The organism is Flavobacterium weaverense (assembly GCF_003688495.1).
GTDB lineage: Bacteria > Bacteroidota > Bacteroidia > Flavobacteriales > Flavobacteriaceae > Flavobacterium > Flavobacterium weaverense.
The window spans coordinates 412,767-430,220 of sequence record NZ_REFH01000008.1 but is presented as its reverse complement, the minus strand read 5'-3'; the positions used below and the strand labels follow the sequence as shown (position 1 = coordinate 430,220).

The 17,454-nt window shown below is 33.4% G+C and carries 11 protein-coding genes; 3 read left to right on the top strand and 8 right to left on the bottom strand.

The genetic code is table 11. The features are described from left to right. Positions 1-5: 5 nt before the first annotated feature. On the bottom strand, positions 6-1,799 hold the full coding sequence (uvrC, locus tag BC961_RS05500; protein WP_121924855.1) for an excinuclease ABC subunit UvrC: 1,794 nt from the start codon (positions 1,797-1,799) through the stop codon (positions 6-8). A 131-nt stretch (positions 1,800-1,930) separates the two neighbouring features. Here uvrC and BC961_RS05495 point away from each other — a divergent pair, with 131 nt between their 5' ends. Together BC961_RS05495 and BC961_RS05490 are read left to right on the top strand one after the other, a co-directional pair. Next, entirely contained in the window at positions 1,931-2,914 is a 984-nt protein-coding gene (locus BC961_RS05495) for a succinylglutamate desuccinylase/aspartoacylase family protein (RefSeq protein WP_121924854.1), read from the top strand. 10 nt (positions 2,915-2,924) lie between these two features. Beyond that, positions 2,925-3,488 (top strand): 5-formyltetrahydrofolate cyclo-ligase, encoded by a 564-nt coding sequence (locus BC961_RS05490; protein ID WP_121924853.1) that lies wholly within the window; start codon positions 2,925-2,927, stop codon positions 3,486-3,488. Positions 3,489-3,561: 73 nt separating this feature from the next. Here the strand turns inward: BC961_RS05490 and BC961_RS05485 are convergent, their stop codons facing one another. From BC961_RS05485 to ileS, 4 genes are all read right to left on the bottom strand, one after another. Beyond that, positions 3,562-6,033: a zinc-dependent metalloprotease gene (locus tag BC961_RS05485; protein ID WP_121924852.1), complete on the bottom strand. Its 2,472-nt coding sequence runs from the start codon at positions 6,031-6,033 to the stop codon at positions 3,562-3,564. A gap of 289 nt (positions 6,034-6,322) precedes the next feature. After that, the gene (locus BC961_RS05475) at positions 6,323-6,925 is read right to left on the bottom strand and encodes a lipoprotein signal peptidase (protein ID WP_121924851.1); all 603 of its coding nucleotides are present in this window, start codon (positions 6,923-6,925) and stop codon (positions 6,323-6,325) included. 114 nt (positions 6,926-7,039) lie between these two features. Continuing rightward, positions 7,040-7,420 carry a TraR/DksA family transcriptional regulator gene (locus BC961_RS05470; RefSeq protein ID WP_121924850.1) on the bottom strand — a complete coding sequence of 127 codons (381 nt, stop codon included), beginning with the start codon at positions 7,418-7,420 and terminating at the stop codon, positions 7,040-7,042. A gap of 7 nt (positions 7,421-7,427) precedes the next feature. Next, positions 7,428-10,898 carry an isoleucine--tRNA ligase gene (gene ileS / locus BC961_RS05465; RefSeq protein ID WP_121924849.1) on the bottom strand — a complete coding sequence of 1,157 codons (3,471 nt, stop codon included), beginning with the start codon at positions 10,896-10,898 and terminating at the stop codon, positions 7,428-7,430. 165 nt (positions 10,899-11,063) lie between these two features. On the opposite strand from ileS, the gene BC961_RS05460 reads away from it, so the two are divergent. Continuing rightward, positions 11,064-12,197 (top strand): WG repeat-containing protein, encoded by a 1,134-nt coding sequence (locus BC961_RS05460; RefSeq protein WP_147440531.1) that lies wholly within the window; start codon positions 11,064-11,066, stop codon positions 12,195-12,197. A gap of 59 nt (positions 12,198-12,256) precedes the next feature. Here the strand turns inward: BC961_RS05460 and BC961_RS05455 are convergent, their stop codons facing one another. From BC961_RS05455 to porZ, 3 genes are all read right to left on the bottom strand, one after another. Beyond that, the gene (locus tag BC961_RS05455; RefSeq protein ID WP_121924847.1) at positions 12,257-14,149 is read right to left on the bottom strand and encodes an outer membrane protein assembly factor BamB family protein; all 1,893 of its coding nucleotides are present in this window, start codon (positions 14,147-14,149) and stop codon (positions 12,257-12,259) included. A gap of 117 nt (positions 14,150-14,266) precedes the next feature. Next, complete coding sequence (gene recO / locus BC961_RS05450) at positions 14,267-14,980, bottom strand: DNA repair protein RecO (protein WP_121924846.1); 714 nt, start codon at positions 14,978-14,980, stop codon at positions 14,267-14,269. Positions 14,981-15,044: 64 nt separating this feature from the next. Then, complete coding sequence (gene porZ / locus BC961_RS05445) at positions 15,045-17,345, bottom strand: type IX secretion system anionic LPS delivery protein PorZ (RefSeq protein ID WP_121924845.1); 2,301 nt, start codon at positions 17,343-17,345, stop codon at positions 15,045-15,047. Between the last annotated feature and the right edge of the window lie 109 nt (positions 17,346-17,454).

Below are 17,454 nucleotides of genomic sequence, written 5' to 3'. Positions count from 1 at the left end.
AAGGACTAGTTATTCTTGTAAAATTCGACAATTTTTTTGGCTTTTGATACTCCTATAACGTCTGAAATATCTTTTTCTGTGGCTAATTTCAATCTTTTAACACTTTTAAAGTGTTGAATTAAAGTCAACATCGTTTTTTCACCAATTCCGGGAATGCTTTCAATTGAAGAATTTAGCGCTGCTTTACTCCTCTTATCACGGTGATGTGTAATCCCAAAACGGTGCGCTTCGTTACGCAATTGCTGAATAATTTTTAAAGTTTCGGATCTTTTATCCAAATATAAAGGAACAGAATCACCTGGATAAAAAAGCTCTTCAAGTCTTTTTGCAATCCCAATTACAGTAATTTTTCCTCTCAAACCTAAGTCATCAATACTTTTGAGAGCCGAAGAAAGTTGTCCTTTTCCACCATCGATAATGATTAGATTAGGCAGTGGTTCGTTTTCATCTAGCAGTCTTTTATATCGTCGATAAACCACTTCGGTCATCGAGGCAAAATCGTCAGGGCCTTCGACAGTTTTTATATTAAAATGGCGGTAATCTTTTTTGCTCGGCTTTCCATCTTTAAATACTACACACGCCGCAACCGGATTTGTACCTTGAATATTAGAGTTGTCAAAACATTCTATGTGACGCGGCTCTACAGGCAATCGCAAATCTTTTTGCATTTGTGCCATGATGCGTTTAGTGTGTCGATCTGGATCTACAATTTGGAGTTGCTTCAACTGTTCGATTCGGTAGAACTTAGCATTCCGAATGGATAAATCCAAAACTTGCTTTTTATCCCCTAATTGGGGAACAGTCACTTTTACATTTTCACCAACTTCAACTGCAAATGGAACTACAATTTCGCGAGACAATAAATGGAAACGTTCACGAAGTTCGATAATAGCGAGTTCTAGTAATTCCTCATCTGGTTCATCTAATTTCTTTTTGATTTCCATAGTGTGCGAACGGATAATCGAACCATGAGAAATCTGGAGGAAATTTACATAAGCAGCGCTCTCATCAGAAACTATTGAAAACACATCTATGTTTGTAATTTTGGGATTTACTATTGTAGAACGCGACTGGTAATTTTCAAGAATTTCTATCTTCTCTTTAATCTTTTGGGCTTCTTCAAAATGCATATCAGCGGCTAAGTTTGTCATAACGCGCTTGAAATCTTTCATGCTTTCTTTGAAATTACCTTTCAAGATTTCGCGAATAGCGTCTACTTGTTTTTGATAATTTTCTAAAGTTTCGTGTCCTTCACAAGGTCCCATGCAGTTGCCAATATGATATTCGAGACATACCTTAAATTTTCCGCTTTCAATATTGCTTTTACTAAGATCGTAATTGCACGTTCGCAGTGGATATAATTCTTTTATTAATTCTAAAATAGTACTTACTGTTTTGAAACTGGTGTATGGACCAAAATATTCCGAACCATCTTTGACCATTCTTCTAGTGGCAAAAATTCGCGAAAAAGGTTCTTTTTTAATACACAACCAAGGATAACTTTTATCATCACGCAACAATACATTATAGCGTGGTTGCAAGGTTTTTATCAAATTGTTTTCTAGCAAAAGCGCATCGGTTTCTGTAGGAACAACAATATGCTTTATAGTAACAATCTTCTTTACGAGCACATTGGTTTTAGCCGTATCATGAATTTTATTGAAATAAGAAGAAACTCTTTTTTTTAAATTTTTAGCTTTACCCACATATAAAATTTTCCCGTCCTTATCGTAATATTGATAGACGCCGGGATTGTCTGGTAAAGTTTGGATTTGGAGCGCTAAAGATGCTGGATTCATCTAACAAAGTTAATCTCAAAAATTACGATATACAAACTAAAATTTTCTTAAATAGTGATGCCAAAAGTTTTACGAGAAATTTAGTTCGTAATTGGTTATTATGGCTATTTTTATCTTTTCAAGATATAATGATGAAAATTAATACTACTCCTATTGTTCTTTTTGGCGAAACCATTATGCCTGGAGAGAACAAAACTATAAACGTTGAGATTGCCAGATTGCATACTACTACAAAATTAAATATGCCAATTATCGTTCGGCGCTCTAAATTTGACGGACCTATTGTGCTTTTCTCAGCTGGAATTCATGGTGACGAAATCAATGGCGTCGAAATTGTGAGACAACTGATTCGTAAAAAAATAAATAAGCCTAAGAGAGGAACAGTAATTTGCATTCCTATAATTAATGTTTACGGTTTTATCAATAAATCCAGAGAATTTCCTGATGGAAGAGATTTAAATAGAGTATTTCCAGGTAGTAAAGCAGGTTCTTTAGCGAGTCGATTTGCTTTTCATATTTTAGCTGAAATTATGCCAATTGTTCAATATGGTGTGGATTTTCATGCTGGTGGAGCCAGTCGGTTTAATGTGGCGCAAATTAGAATAGCTCCCACTAACAGTGATTTAAAAGTTTTAGCCGATGCTTTTAACGCGCCATTTACATTATATTCTCGAAACATCGTAGGCTCCTTTAGAAATTCAAGTGAAAGAATGAACGTTAAAATGTTACTTTTTGAAGGTGGAAAATCACTTGACATTAATACGAGTATTGCTGACGAAGGAGTAAATGGCGCAAAACGTTTACTTTCTCATTTAGATATGCTAGATTCAAAACACATTGTAACCCAACAAGCATCACATACTATTTATATTGAAAAATCAGGTTGGATTCGGGCTAAATGTTCTGGATTACTGCACGATTTTGACATGATAGGCAAATTTGTAAAAAAAGGAACTGTCCTGGCTATGATAACAGATCCTTACGGAAAATTTGAAAGAAAAGTTAAAGCACCAAATGCTGGTTACATTATCAATGCAAATCATTCACCTATCGTATATGAAGGTGATGCGATTTACCATTTGTCGAATGCATTAGATTCAGAGGAAGCAGAATAAAGTATTTAAAATGAAAAAAACAGAACTACGACTTAAATATAAAGAATTAAGGAAATCATTTTCTGAAAATCAAAACGAAGAAATGAGTTTGGCAATTGCCAATAATTTAATCTCACTTCCCATTTGGGATAAAACCTATTTCCATATTTTCCTTCCAATAACAGAACATAATGAAGTAGATACTGAATTTGTTTTGCATTTACTATCTGGAAAAGATAAGGAGATTGTTATCTCTAGAAGTGATTTTGAAACGAGAAATATGCAGCATTTTCTATTGACTGATAATACAAAAATTGAGAAAAACGAATATAATATTCCTGAACCGGTTGATGGAATCGAAGTGCCTTCTGCTAAAATAGATGTTGTCTTTGTTCCGCTTTTAGCATTTGACAAAAAAGGACATCGTGCAGGTTACGGAAAAGGATTTTATGATAAATTCCTTTCGGAGTGCAAACCAGAAACTATTAAAATAGGACTATCTTTTTTTGAAGCGGAGGAATTAATTGAAGATGTTTTTGAAGGCGATATACAGTTAAACTATTGTGTTACACCAGAGGAAGTGTACGAGTTTTAAATGGTATAAAAAGAAAAAGGAGCTTGATATTTCATCGAGCTCCTTTTTATATTTCTACTAAAATTAACTTTGGTTATTTTGGATCTAAAATATTCTCAATTCTCTTTATACAATCTAAGTAATGAAATTTTGTTTCTGCATTCACTGCTCCACTTTTTGCGGTTGCAAGCGTTCCTTTCAAAACATTTAATTGCCCTCTTACTAATCCTCTAATATCAGATTGAGATACATTGTAATAATCTCTTGATGATCCTGATTTTAATTCTTCAGTCATCAAGAAACTCATTCTTTCGATATAGGCACGCTGCAGGTTTCTTCTGTAAATAGTTACATTGGATCCTGAGCTAGCTTCTTTCCAAATACCTTTGCGCATGTCTTGAAGTAAGTCATTAGCGGTATAATTATTTGCTCCTAAAATTTCAGCATCCATCAAGCGTCCTATTCGATCAAAGCTCAAAATAGTATTTAAATGACGAACTTGTAAACCTCTAAAACGCTCCGTATAACCTGAATAATTAATATTTTTTAATGTGGGGATATTCACTAGCCAAGTCGGTGATGCAAAAGCATTCGATTGCAACCACTGCATCGCTTCTTGCTGTTTTACTTTTGGTACAACATCATAAATACTTCCTTGTTGGTTAGGCTTTTTAGTGTTTTCATAAACTCCACCTACATTCGTCACGACATGTCCTACATATCGACTCCAAACATCCATCATTTCTTTATATAACTCGTCTAGATCTTCGTAATTATTAGTTACATCGCTTGTCCATTTTGACAAATTAGCAGCAACATATTCTAAGTTTTTAAGACCGTAAGTACTCGCTTTCATTGAATTGTTTCCAATGTCTTCCGTTTGCGAAGAAGGATCAAATGAACTACTTTGTTTCCCAAATTTATAATTCAAATCTCCTGCTTTTTCTAAAATCCATTTATCTAATGTAGGAACTTCAGCTTCTGGAGATTTAACGTTTGGAATCACACGGTATCCCCAGTTTAAAGCATAGTGATCGTAAGGTCCCATTTGGCGAATAAAACGAACTCCTTTATCCCCTGGCTGAGCAATATAATTAAAACGAGCATAATCCATTAAACTTGCTGCAATTCCGTATTTCTGAGTAAACGCAGCATTTCTATAACTTTCAACATCATAAGCACTGCTCGCTCCCATATTATGTGGAAAACCCAGCGCATGCCCTACTTCATGAGCAATTACAAAACGCATCATCTCACCCATTTCTTCATCAGAAGTGTTTAATGTTCTAGCGGAAGGATTAGCAGCTCCTGTTTCTAATAAATATCTATTACGATACGAACGTAAATGATTGTGATACCAAATAACATCGCTCTCAATAATCTCACCCGTTCTAGGATCAGAAATACTTGGTCCAACAGCATTACGCGTTGTGCTTGCCACATATCTAATTACAGAATACCGAATATCCTCTGGACTGAAATCCGGATCTTCTTCTTTTGTTGGCGGATCTTTAGCAATAATTGCATTTTTAAAACCGGCTGTTTCAAATGGTTTTTGCCATTCTTCAATTCCTTGTTTGATATACTTACGTAATTTTTCAGGAGTAGCTGGATCTAAATAATATACGATTGGCTTTACCGGTTCAACCAATTCTCCCCTAGCGTATGCTTCTGGATCTTTTGGCTCCAGCCTCCATCTACGGATAAAAGTTTTACTGTCTGATTTCAATTCATTGCTTCCGTAGTCAATTTGGTTCATTGTAAACCAACCAACTCTTGGATCTGCAAGTCGTGGTGTCATAGGAACTTCTGGCAACAAAATCATCGACTGATTCATTTGGATACTTATCGTCTCCGCATCTTTCATCACTGGAGGATTTGATGCGTTATAGGTAAAATCTTGAACGACTTCAATATTCATTGGAAAACTCTTCATTGCTGTAATAAAACTGCGAGAGTCATCTAGTCCTTTAACTTTGTAGGATTCACGCATCGAAGCTGAAAGTCCGCTGATCGCTTTTACATCAGTGCTATAAAACTTAGTAACATCTATTACTGTATTTTCAGAATTACTGCTGAAAGCGACAATATCAAAAGCAAATAAAACAGGCTCATAATTATTGTTTTTTACCGAAAGATTAATTGGCAAACTTGGATCTGCAACAGCGCTATATGATTTTATTTTAAGCAGTACCTTATCTTGGAAACGCTGCCAAACGACTAATTGCTCATTGGTTTCAGAACCTGCGTTAACATAACCGCCACCTAAATCAGAAGGTAATTTAGAAAGCCGACTTACTAAAAGCATGTCTTTATCTAAAAGTTTATTAGGGATTTCAAAGAAGTATTTCTTATCGACTTTGTGAACAGTAAAAAGACCATCATCTGACTTGGCGTCTTTAGTAATTACTTTTCCATACTCTTTAATTGTGGTTTCTGGTTTTTTCTCAGGCAAAGCAGATGCAGCTTGCGCCATCTTTTCTTTTTCCTTTTTAGATTGTGCAAATTGACTCGTTGGGATTAACAAAAGTGAAGTTGCCGCAGTCAAAATAAAAAACTTTTTCATTTATTATTTTTTAGTGGTTATAGTTTTCCAAAAATAATTTTTACCATCCCAAAAGCGAATGTTCTTCTTTTCTTTAACTATTAATTAACAATTGTTAAATCGCGCATTTACTGCGACTTCTGAATGAAGATGCTAGTAATTCCAAATATTAGAGTTAAGAGAAGGATTTCTTTATAACTACACGTTCAAAAATGTTATGAGAATAAATGTAAAAAAACAAGCGCTCTTGATTGTAATCAAGAGCGCTTGTTTTTGCGTACTAACTATAATTGAAAAAGTAAAAGATAATCTACACTTGCTCGTGAAAAGCTTTTTTATTGAAAAATATCAAAATTCCAACTCCTGTTGAAATAGCCATATCAGCTACATTGAAAATCGCATTGAAAAAAGTAAATTCTCTTCCGCCCCAAATTGGTAACCAGCTCGGTAATATTCCGTGCCAAAAAGGAAAATAAAGCATATCGACCACTTTCCCATGAAACCAAGTTCCGTAAGGTTGATCTGAAAAAAGTGTCGCTAATTCTTGATGACTGTCATTAAAAATTACGCCATAAAAAACGGAGTCTATAATGTTACCAAAAGCTCCCGCAAGAATTAGTGAAATTGCTACGATTAAATAATTTGAACTTTGCTTTCTTTCAACAGAATCCCATAACCAATACCCTATACCACCTACTGCAACTAATCTAAATAGTGTCAAGAATAATTTTCCGTATTGTCCTGGTATTTCAGTTCCCCAAGCCATTCCCTCATTTTCTATGAACAAGATTTTAAACCATTTAAATACCTCAACCTCTTCGCCTAAAATGAAATTAGTTTTGATGTATATTTTTGAAACTTGGTCAACAAGTAATAGAATAAAAATAAGGAGATACGCTTTTCGTAATGACATTTTGTAAAATTTAATGGGCAAAAGTAGGTAAATTCTAAAAATTAAATTCCAAATCCCAATAATTTTATAAGTAAATTATGGAATTTGGAATTTAATATTAAAAATGTAAAATTCTTATCGTTGCAAGTTCTTTGCTTCGATACTCATTGTAGCGTGAGGAACAATTCTTAGTCTGTCTTTACCAATTAATTTACCGGTAACTTTACAAACTCCGTATGTTTTATTTTCTACACGGAAAAGTGCATTTTTTAAGTCACGTATAAACTTCTCTTGACGAATCGCCAGTTGTGAATTTGCTTCTTTTGACATCGTTTCGCTTCCTTCTTCAAAGGCTTTAAATGTAGGCGAAGTATCATCAGTCCCGTTATTCAAGTCATTCATGTAAGCGCTTTTGATTAAATTTAAATCAGATTGTGCTTTTTGAATCTTGTTCAGGATAATCTCTTTGAACTCTGCTAAATCTGCGTCAGAGTATCGTACTGTTTCGTCTGCCATTTTCGTATTATTTTGAAATTAATATCATTGTTTTTATTTCGTCGAATTCAATTTCTGTACCGTTTTCTATTTCGTCTACAAAAACTAAATCGCTCGTTAATGTTTCTGATTTGATGTAATCTTCATTTTTCAGAATCGCTGTTTCTAAAATCCCATCTCTTTTCAATTGGACTTTAATTTTATCAGTAACTTCAAATCCAGAATCTTTACGGATATTCTGAATTCTATTTACTAATTCCCTAGCAATTCCTTCTTGCTTCAACTCTTCAGAAATTGTAATGTCAAGCGCAACCGTTATCCCGTTTGAGTTAGCGACTAACCAACCCTCAATATCTTGCGATGTAATCTCTACATCTTCTAGGGTTAAAAATACATTATTTCCCCCAATAATTACCTCTAAAGTACCTTTCTTATCTAACTCACTTATCTGTTCTTTTGTGAATCCTTGTATCTCCTTAGAAACCAGACCCATATCCTTACCAAAGCGCGGTCCTAGTGCTTTAAAATTAGGTTTAATCTGTTTAACAAGTATTCCTGAAGCATCATCTAAGAGCACAATTTCCTTAACATTTACTTCTGCTTTTATCAAGTCAGATACAGCTGCAATTTCAGCTCTTTGGTTTTCATCAAGAACAGGAATCATTACTTTTTGTAGTGGTTGACGCACTTTAATCATTTCTTTTTTTCGCAATGATAAAACTAATGAAGAAATCGTTTGGGCTTTCTGCATTTTACTCTCTAACGATTTGTCAACAAATTGCTCATTGTATTTAGGAAATTCGGCCAAATGTACACTATCAAATTGCTCTGACTGTGTAGCTAAAGTTAAATCTCTGTAAAGTTTGTCCATGAAGAAAGGAGCGATTGGCGCCCCAAGCTTACTAATGGTTAACAAACAAGTATATAATGTTTGATACGCTGCAATTTTATCTTGTGCATATTCACCTTTCCAGAAACGACGACGACATAAACGTACGTACCAGTTACTTAAGTTTTCTTGTACAAAATCTGATATTGCTCGAGCCGCTTTTGTAGGTTCGTAATCTGAATAAAAACCATCTACGTCTTTTATCAAAGTATTTAATTCTGAAATAATCCATTGATCAATTTCAGGCCTTTCATTCATCGGGATTTCAGCTTCTGCATATTTGAAACCATCAATATTGGCATACAAACTAAAGAATGAATAGGTATTGTATAATGTTCCAAAGAATTTTCTACGAACCTCAGCAATTCCTTCTAGGTCAAACTTTAAGTTATCCCAAGGATTCGCATTTGAAATCATGTACCAACGCGTTGCATCAGGACCGTATTCTTTTAAAGTTTCGAAAGGATCGGCAGCATTTCCTAATCGTTTAGACATTTTTTGTCCGTTTTTGTCCAAAACCAAACCATTAGAAACTACATTTTTATAAGCTACTTTATCAAAAACTAAAGTCCCAATAGCATGCAAGGTATAAAACCAACCACGCGTTTGATCCACTCCTTCAGCAATAAAATCAGCTGGGAAATCTTTATTTTGATCAATTTTATCTTTATTTTCAAACGGATAATGCCATTGTGCATAAGGCATTGAACCTGAATCAAACCAAACATCTATCAAATCAGCTTCACGCTTCATTGGCTTACCAGAAGCAGAAACTAGCGTGATTTCATCAACTACATTTTTATGTAAATCGATTAGATCATAATTGGACTCAGCCATGTTTCCAATTTCGAAACCTTTAAAAGGATTTTCTTTTTGGAAACCAGCAGCAATAGATTTTTCTATTTCGTTGTACAATTCTTCAACCGAACCAATTAGTATTTCTTCTCCCGAAGCATCGGGACCATCCTCGGTTCTCCAAATTGGTAATGGAATTCCCCAATATCTTGAACGAGATAAATTCCAGTCATTAGCATTTTTCAACCAGTTCCCAAAACGGCCTTCACCAGTTGCTTTTGGCTTCCAGTTTATGGTCTCGTTTAAATCGAACATACGATCTCTAACTTCTGTAATTTTTATAAACCAAGAATCTAAAGGATAGTATAAGATAGGTTTGTCGGTTCTCCAGCAGTGTGGATAACTGTGGACATATTTCTCCACTTTAAACGCTCTATTTTCTTCTTTCAATCGAATAGCTAGCTCAACATCTATGGAACGTTCTGGAGCTTCACCGTCGTTGTAATATTCATTTTTGACATATTTACCAGCATATTCACCTACATGTGAAGTGAATTTTCCTTGTAAATCGACTAAAGGAACTGGAGTTCCATTTTCATCTAAAACTAACATGGGTGGAATTTCAGGTGAAGCTTCTTTAGCTACTTTTGCATCATCCGCACCAAATGTTGGCGCCGTGTGTACAATTCCTGTTCCATCTTCAGTGGTTACAAAATCACCTGCAATAACTCTAAATGCATTTTCAGCATTTTGGTATGGTAAAACAAATTTTAGTAATTGCTCGTAACGGATGTCAACTAAATCAGCACCTTTACATTCTGCAAGAACTTGGTATGGAATTTTTTTATCACCTTCTTTGAAATTTTCAAAATCAGCAGGTTCAGAACTTTCAAAAAATCCTTTACCAAATTGTTTTCCAACTAAGTTTTTAGCTAAAATTACTGTCGAAGGACGAAAAGTATATTGATTGAATGATTTTACTAAAGCATAATCTATTTTTGGACCAACAGTTAAAGCTGTGTTTGAAGGCAACGTCCATGGAGTTGTTGTCCAAGCTAAGATGAAAATTTCATCTAAATCTAGTGCTTCTAATTTATAATGCTGTAAATTTTTTGAAGTGATATAATCGTAAAACTTAGAGAATACTAATTCTTTGTGAGCATCAATTACTTTGAATTGAGCAACAACAGTAGTATCAGTTACATCTCTATAACTCCCTGGTTGATTTACTTCATGCGACGATAATCCTGTCCCCGCTTTTGGAGAATAGGGTTGAATCGTGTAACCTTTGTACATTAAATCCTTATTGTAGATTTGCTTTAAAATCCACCAAACGGTTTCCATGTATTTAGATTTGTAAGTCACATATGGATCTTCCATATCAACCCAATAACCCATTTTTTCAGTCAAATCATTCCATACATCCGTATAACGCATTATGGTTTTTTTACACGCTTCGTTATATTCTTCAATAGAAATGGTTTTACCAATATCTTCTTTAGTAATTCCTAATTCCTTCTCCGTTCCTAATTCTACAGGCAAACCATGTGTGTCCCAACCTGCTTTACGCTTTACTTGGAAACCTTTTTGAGTTTTATATCTGCAAAAAATATCTTTAATAGCACGTGCCATCACGTGGTGAATTCCAGGCAATCCGTTTGCTGAAGGTGGACCTTCAAAAAATACGAATGGTTCGTTCCCTTCACGTGTCGTTACACTTTTCTCGAATATGTTTTCTTTCTTCCAAAAATCTAGTACTTCTGACGCTACTGTAGGTAAGTCAAGTCCTTTGTATTCAGTAAATTTTGTGCTCATTTTATCCTTTTCTTTAATCGAAGTGCGAAAGTAATAAAATAATGTCGAAAGTCGAAAGAGATTGCAGTTTTTGGAAAGGAGTTAGTAGATTAAAATTCATAAATTTTAAATGGCGTTACACTATATTTAATTTTTTGTATTTTTAGTTTATTAAAAAACAAACTTTTGCAAAAAAATTATAAAATTCTCACTCTTATTTTGGCAATCTTGATGCTACACTCTTGTGGAACTTATCGAATAAATAAAACCGCAGCGTTTATTAAATTAACTGATTTACAAACGTTAAGTGGAACCTATATCGGAAAATCTGAGGCGAGTTCAAAAAACAAAAATATTAGTTATCTTCTAAAAAATTTCAATATTGATAGTGAGAAAGCTGATTTTGTCAATCTAATTTTCGAAGAGCCAAATATTGTAAAACTTAATTATTTAGTTGATTCAAAAGAAGGGACAATACAGCGAGAACTCCTATTAAAAGGTGAGCGTAAAGAGCGGTTTATAGAAATTTATTTTTCAAAACAACAGTCATTTGTTCCGTTGCTCTACAGCAAAGTAAATATAAAACGGATACGTATTGGACAAGATAAAGACGGTGACTTACTAATAATGGATTTCTACGATTATAGCGGAAATTTTCTGTTTTTTGGTGCCGGGAGTGATTTTGAGAAAGCATGTCATTACACTAAATTCGAGAACCAAATTGGATTGTTTCCAATATTCAAGAATGGTAAGTGGGGATTTGTAAATGGCGAGAAACAGGAAATAATCAGTGCAAAGTATGACTTTGCTTATGCCTTTGCTGACAATGCAGCTAAGGTAAAACTAAATAATAAATGGGGACTTATCGATTCTTCGGGAAGAGAAATAGCTCCAATCGTTTATGAAGTTCTCACTTCTGATTATATTTTCCAAAAACAACCTATTTATCTGGTAGAAAAAAATAATAAAAAGGGAATTTTAGATATTCAAGGCAATGAAATAATACCGACAGTTTACGACTCTATTGATAGACTTTATAGTCCAGAATTTCGATTAAAACTTGGAGACAAATTTGGTCTTGCGACGAAAGAAAAAATAATTATTCCTGCTATTTATGACGAAGTAGAATATTTCGGGAATAGTCCCTATGTCGTAGCTAAGAAAAATGAAAATATTTATTTAGTAGACAAAGAAGGCTTTGAATATAAAACAGAAGTTGCTCCATTAAAAGATGTTTTGTTCAAAAGTCAAACCCATTATTATAAACCTATTTTAACTTCAAAAAGGAAAATAAATTTGGACGAACAGTTTTCTAGATAGATTTAAAATAAAAAAAAACATCAAAATTAAATCTTGATGGCTTTGCTGGTTTTGGTTAATTACTTCTTATTAAAAATCTGAATTGAATTGTCTAAAACATAAAATATATTTTCAGTGACAGGATCTATTTCATAAATTGGTTTGTTATTTATAAAGATAATTTTATCTAGTTCAACACCATCTGATTTTCTAACTTTCACTAAGACTTTCTCTCCTGTTTCTGCTTTTGCAAAAATATATGAGTAATCTCTATTTTGCTTCATCGCGTTAAAACGAGAATTAAATTTAGCTGCTACAATTCCCATTGCTGCTGATGCTACCGCTTGATTTTTAGATTTTTTCAATAATTTTTGATCAGCATCTTTACGAATGTTACCAACAATATTACCTCTTTCATCTCTAACAACTAAATCAATTTCTTGTCCTGCAAATCCATTTACCGCTGATGCCGCTCCCATTGCAAAACTTCCGGCGATTGAAGCTCCTTTTAATAATCTTCGTCCCGTTTCTCCTGGCTGCTTATATACGTTGTGGTATTTAATAGTTCCGTCAAGCGCTACACCCATTACTTCTACTGGTCCTGATAATGCAACTCCCCAAGGATAATTTTCAATACTATTTAAATCTTTCTCATTTTTTACATTCACTTTTGCAAATGGCTCTGGCTTATCACTTATACTTGGATCAAATTTATAAAGTTTCTCGTCATTATAAACTAAGTAAGAATTTGTAGGCTCGTCATAAGTAGGCAGTACTGGTCTTTTTTCGTTAAACTTAATATTACGTTTCCATAGTTTAACGCCTGTTTTATAATCTACCATGTTACCATAAGTTCCTGTAAGATACATCACTTTTTCACCTACTCTTCCTAGATAATAAATAGGATCTTCTTTATCATCAGCAATTTCTATAAATTTTTTCCAAATCTTTTGCCCGTCTTTATCGATAAGCATCATTTCATTTTCTGCAACATATAAAAAATCTTGCTCAATAGGAATTACTTTTTTTAATCCATCTCCTCTAGCATCTTTTTTCCAAATTTTCTCTCCTGAGTTTAAATCAAAAAAGTTAAAACCACCATAATGTGCAATCAATAACTTTGTTCCCCAGTCTTCTAAGTAAATTACCTTTTTAGTTTTAATAGATTCTTTCCAAATACTTTTACCGGTTTCTGTGCTCAAGACATTTAAGTATTCCTTTGTAGATAATAACCCTTTACTATTTACAACAACGATATTTTTATCGTTTTGAGTTAGAAAGAATTTTGAATAATCTTCGTCAGCTTTCCAATTTAACTTTCCTGATTCTCTCTCAAAAGAGTACAATTTACCATAAAGTAAATAGTAAACAACAGATCCGTTTACACGAGCAACATTTGTATTCGCTGATTCTTTTAGAGAAAAACTGAACAATGATTTGGCTTTATCAACGACTGTATTCCACTTCAAATTACCCGTTTTCATGTCAATTAATGCAATTGCCATATCACCACCACTTTTTAGAGTAAGCAAATATTCATCTGTTTCAGGAAGAAAATCAGATTGTGTAACCCAAAAAGATTCTTTAGAGGAATTATAAACTACTTTCCCAGTGTCTGTGTTTATAATTATAAATTTTGAATTGATGTACGCTTCAACATAAGGACTTCCTGCAATGCTTGTCAAATCGCTTTTATCTTTGAATATTTTACCAAAATCTGGATCTGTCAAAATATCTGCAGCTGAAGTTTTACCAAAATCGTCACTAGTTAACGTCCATACTATTTTCTTAGTATCTGGATTAATTCCTTTAATTGTGTTTCCTTCTTTAAAAACAACAATTCCAGTAATTTCGTTTTGCACTAAATCTTGAACATTGGATTCTGTTGTGATTTTTTCATCGTAATTCCGCTGCGAATATCCAGAAAAACTTAGTAGTAAAATGGCAATAATTGATAGTGTGATTTTTTTCATTTGTATTCTTTAAATTATTTATAATTAGGCCTTATTATTGATTTATACTTAAGAAAACACATTTAAAAAGTGTTATTTTTAAGAAAGCCCAAATATATATAAAAAATTTAGAATTTATTAAGAAAAAATTTCCTTCAAAATATCTAACGATTTAGGCTTTTTAAAACCATCTAAATGGAAACTATAGTAATCAATTAATACTTTTAAAACGATTTGTCTTTCGATAACATGGAAGGTTTTTTTATCACTGTCAAATTTTAAATCAATCAGTTTTTTAAATAAATTGGTTTCATGTTCAGTCAATGAACTAATTGCATGAAAAGGTGTAAAAACACCTTCTGTCATTTCGAAAAAAGGCATATTAACGTCAGAAGTGTCAGGATAAAAACCCAAATATTTTGTAGTTTCCAACATCAGTATCAAATGGAAGTTGGCAATTTCGTCATGATTATCTAGCCATTCTAACGCCGCTTCTAAAAATTCAAATAGCGGTTCGTTTTTCTCTTCTTCATGAATCGAATGATGCAAGATTTCGGAAATAAACATTACAATCGTACTTTTAAAGATATCTGAATGTATGGAGTGAAAAGGCGTACCAATTTTTATCTCTTTAAAATTCTCTAAAGTTCCTTTATTTTTATGAACCGCCTCAATCTCAAGAATTGTCAACGGCTGGAAATAAGCGATTTTTTGATTGGACTTTCTAGAGGAAAAAGCATCGCGAACAAAATAAGACTTTAACCCATGGGATAATGTGAAGCACTTTACAATTAGGCTTTTTTCTTGAAATTTTAATGACGAAATAACGATTGCTTTGGTTTTAACTTGCACTTATTCTTTATTAAATATTCGTTATTTTTTAGCTAGGGCTGAATTGAAAATCTACTTTGAGAAATCATCGGATGATCATCACTTTTTTAACCTTAGTCTCTACTCCATCTTGAGCAGAAATAAAAATCATATAAACTCCTGAAGCCACTTTATATTTCCCAAAAGCAGTTGTATCCCATTCTATCGTACCACCTTGAGCAGTTGTTTCATAAACTAAATTTCCAGCAACATCTGTAATTTTTACATTTGCTTTATCTAGTAATCCTGCAATTTTTACCGTTCCTTGGTATTCTGGACGAACAGGGTTAGGATAGACAAATGCATTATTTAGATCCTCACTTGCTGCCGTAGATGTCCCTTTAAAAGAAATTAATCCTTTGGCAGTTGCGATGAAAACCTCACCCGTAACACTATTTATCGTAATATCATTAATCGTATTGCTTGGCAATGGAGAATTATTTATTGTAAAGTGATATTTCGTTTCTTGCCCATTTGGAGAAACGAAAAACAAACCAGAATCTGCGGTACCAATCCATTTATTATTAGCTCCATCAACTTCAATATCAGTTATAAATTGTTCGTACAGCAGTTCTTGCGCTAAATTATCATCCAAGATAATTATAGGATTAGCGGTAATCTGTCCCTCAGTTTGGTAATTCCCGACGTTAGACAATACACGCAATCCTTTGTTAGTACCTATCCACAGTTGGCTTTTATTGTCTACAGCTACTGAGCGAACATCAGGCGATGGCAAATTACCTTTTTCACTTCCTTCTGTAATCAGTTTTAAAACTCCGCCTTTCTCATTGTAGCCCACTACACCTCTCCTTGAAGCTGCCCACTTCGTGTTGTTTTTATCAATCACTAAACCTCCATAATTAGTGAGTTCAGGCAATACTGTTGCAAAGGAAATACTTTGCCATTGCCCGTTTGTCTTAAGAACTTTTAGCGCTTTTTCCACTAAATTATTAGTCAGCCATAAATTGCCCTCTTTATCGAAAACAGGATTATTGATACGAATATCATTAGGAGCCACGGCGACTTCAATACTTTGCAAACCATTTGGTGCCGTATTTTGTGGAGTAAATAGCTTTGTTGGTTTATCATTTTCTATTTTCAAAAGCCCCGAAAAAAAAGAAGAAATATAAACATCATCATTATTATTAGGATTGATTGCGACGTTAGACAAAGCTCTAGCTCCTAAAACTTCTGAAGTAGGAATGTTTAGCCAAGTTGTATAATCAAATTTAGAAATCCCATATAAACTAGGAAATCCTTGAGGTGATTGATACGGATTGTAATTTCCAGGATAAAAACCATAAACTGCCCAAAGTGATTTAGCAGATGCTTCTAGTGAAAATATGTTATTACGAGAAGGACCAATAGGAGTAATATCCTCAAAATTAAACGTATTTGAAAGTGGTGACGTAATCATTCCGTTTTCTTTTGTTCCAATAAAGACAGTTTGAGCGATTATCGTAGCACAGCTAAAATTAGGTTTACTTTCTATTATTTCATTACTATTAATTAGACGTACCACATTCATTTGTTCATCAAATACATATACAGTATTTAGAGTCGTAACGGTAAAGTGATCCGCTGCTACACTGCTGTATAAAAACGGTGGAGTAATTTGCTTTATTAATACAAAACTATTCGAAACAGCATTAAATTTATTAATATTTCCAGCAGTATTTATTGCGTATAATTCTGTGCCAAAGGTATTCACGCTTAGCCAGTTCCCCGAAGCAACTATTGACCACTGATTAAAATCAATTAAATTTTGATTAGTAATGGTAGCTTTTCTAATTCCATTAATAGTTGCAGCAAAAATAAATCCATTATGAACTGCAGTTTGGTTCACTTTTAATTCAGCACCATTATCACCTATGAAGTAGGTATCACCAAATTGCATCGTTGCCAAATTAAACTGAACAATACCAAAGTCGCAGGAAACATAGGCAAAACCTTCATGTTCAAAAAAATGATTTACTTTTTTTATTTCTGATGGAAGCTGTTTACTAATTATATCAACGACTTTTAACATACTACCATCCGCTTCATTAATCACTATTATGAGACCGTTTTCATAACCTATAATAGTTTTATTAAATTTTACACTGTGGTAAATTGAAGAAATAGTTTGTCCTGAAAGTCCATCTACAGTATTAGTAGTTTTGATAATGTTATTACTGCTGTTTTTAGAAAATAAAGCATTTTCTGAAGCTGCAAATACAGTATTGGCAGATCCTGAAACACCCTTAATTTCACTGTATGAGAAGTAACCTTGCCACTGCAAATTATTTTGTGCAAATCCTATTTGGATAAAAAGCAGAAAGAAAAAATACAGACTATTATTTTTCATTATTTGCGTGAATATTGGATTACAAATATAGAACAAACGAAAGTCTTAGCATTTTGTTACTTAAAAAAAATGCCTTCACTGAATCTAACATTAAGTGAAGGCATTTAGA

What these genes read in the sequence shown, in the direction of transcription:
- uvrC (WP_121924855.1), bottom strand. Translation starts at nt 1,799, where the DNA reads ATGAATCCAGCATCTTTAGCGCTCCAAATCCAAACTTTACCAGACAAT.
- BC961_RS05495 (WP_121924854.1), top strand. Translation starts at nt 1,931, where the DNA reads ATGAAAATTAATACTACTCCTATTGTTCTTTTTGGCGAAACCATTATG.
- BC961_RS05490 (WP_121924853.1), top strand. Translation starts at nt 2,925, where the DNA reads ATGAAAAAAACAGAACTACGACTTAAATATAAAGAATTAAGGAAATCA.
- BC961_RS05485 (WP_121924852.1), bottom strand. Translation starts at nt 6,033, where the DNA reads ATGAAAAAGTTTTTTATTTTGACTGCGGCAACTTCACTTTTGTTAATC.
- BC961_RS05475 (WP_121924851.1), bottom strand. Translation starts at nt 6,925, where the DNA reads ATGTCATTACGAAAAGCGTATCTCCTTATTTTTATTCTATTACTTGTT.
- BC961_RS05470 (WP_121924850.1), bottom strand. Translation starts at nt 7,420, where the DNA reads ATGGCAGACGAAACAGTACGATACTCTGACGCAGATTTAGCAGAGTTC.
- ileS (WP_121924849.1), bottom strand. Translation starts at nt 10,898, where the DNA reads ATGAGCACAAAATTTACTGAATACAAAGGACTTGACTTACCTACAGTA.
- BC961_RS05455 (WP_121924847.1), bottom strand. Translation starts at nt 14,149, where the DNA reads ATGAAAAAAATCACACTATCAATTATTGCCATTTTACTACTAAGTTTT.
- porZ (WP_121924845.1), bottom strand. Translation starts at nt 17,345, where the DNA reads ATGAAAAATAATAGTCTGTATTTTTTCTTTCTGCTTTTTATCCAAATA.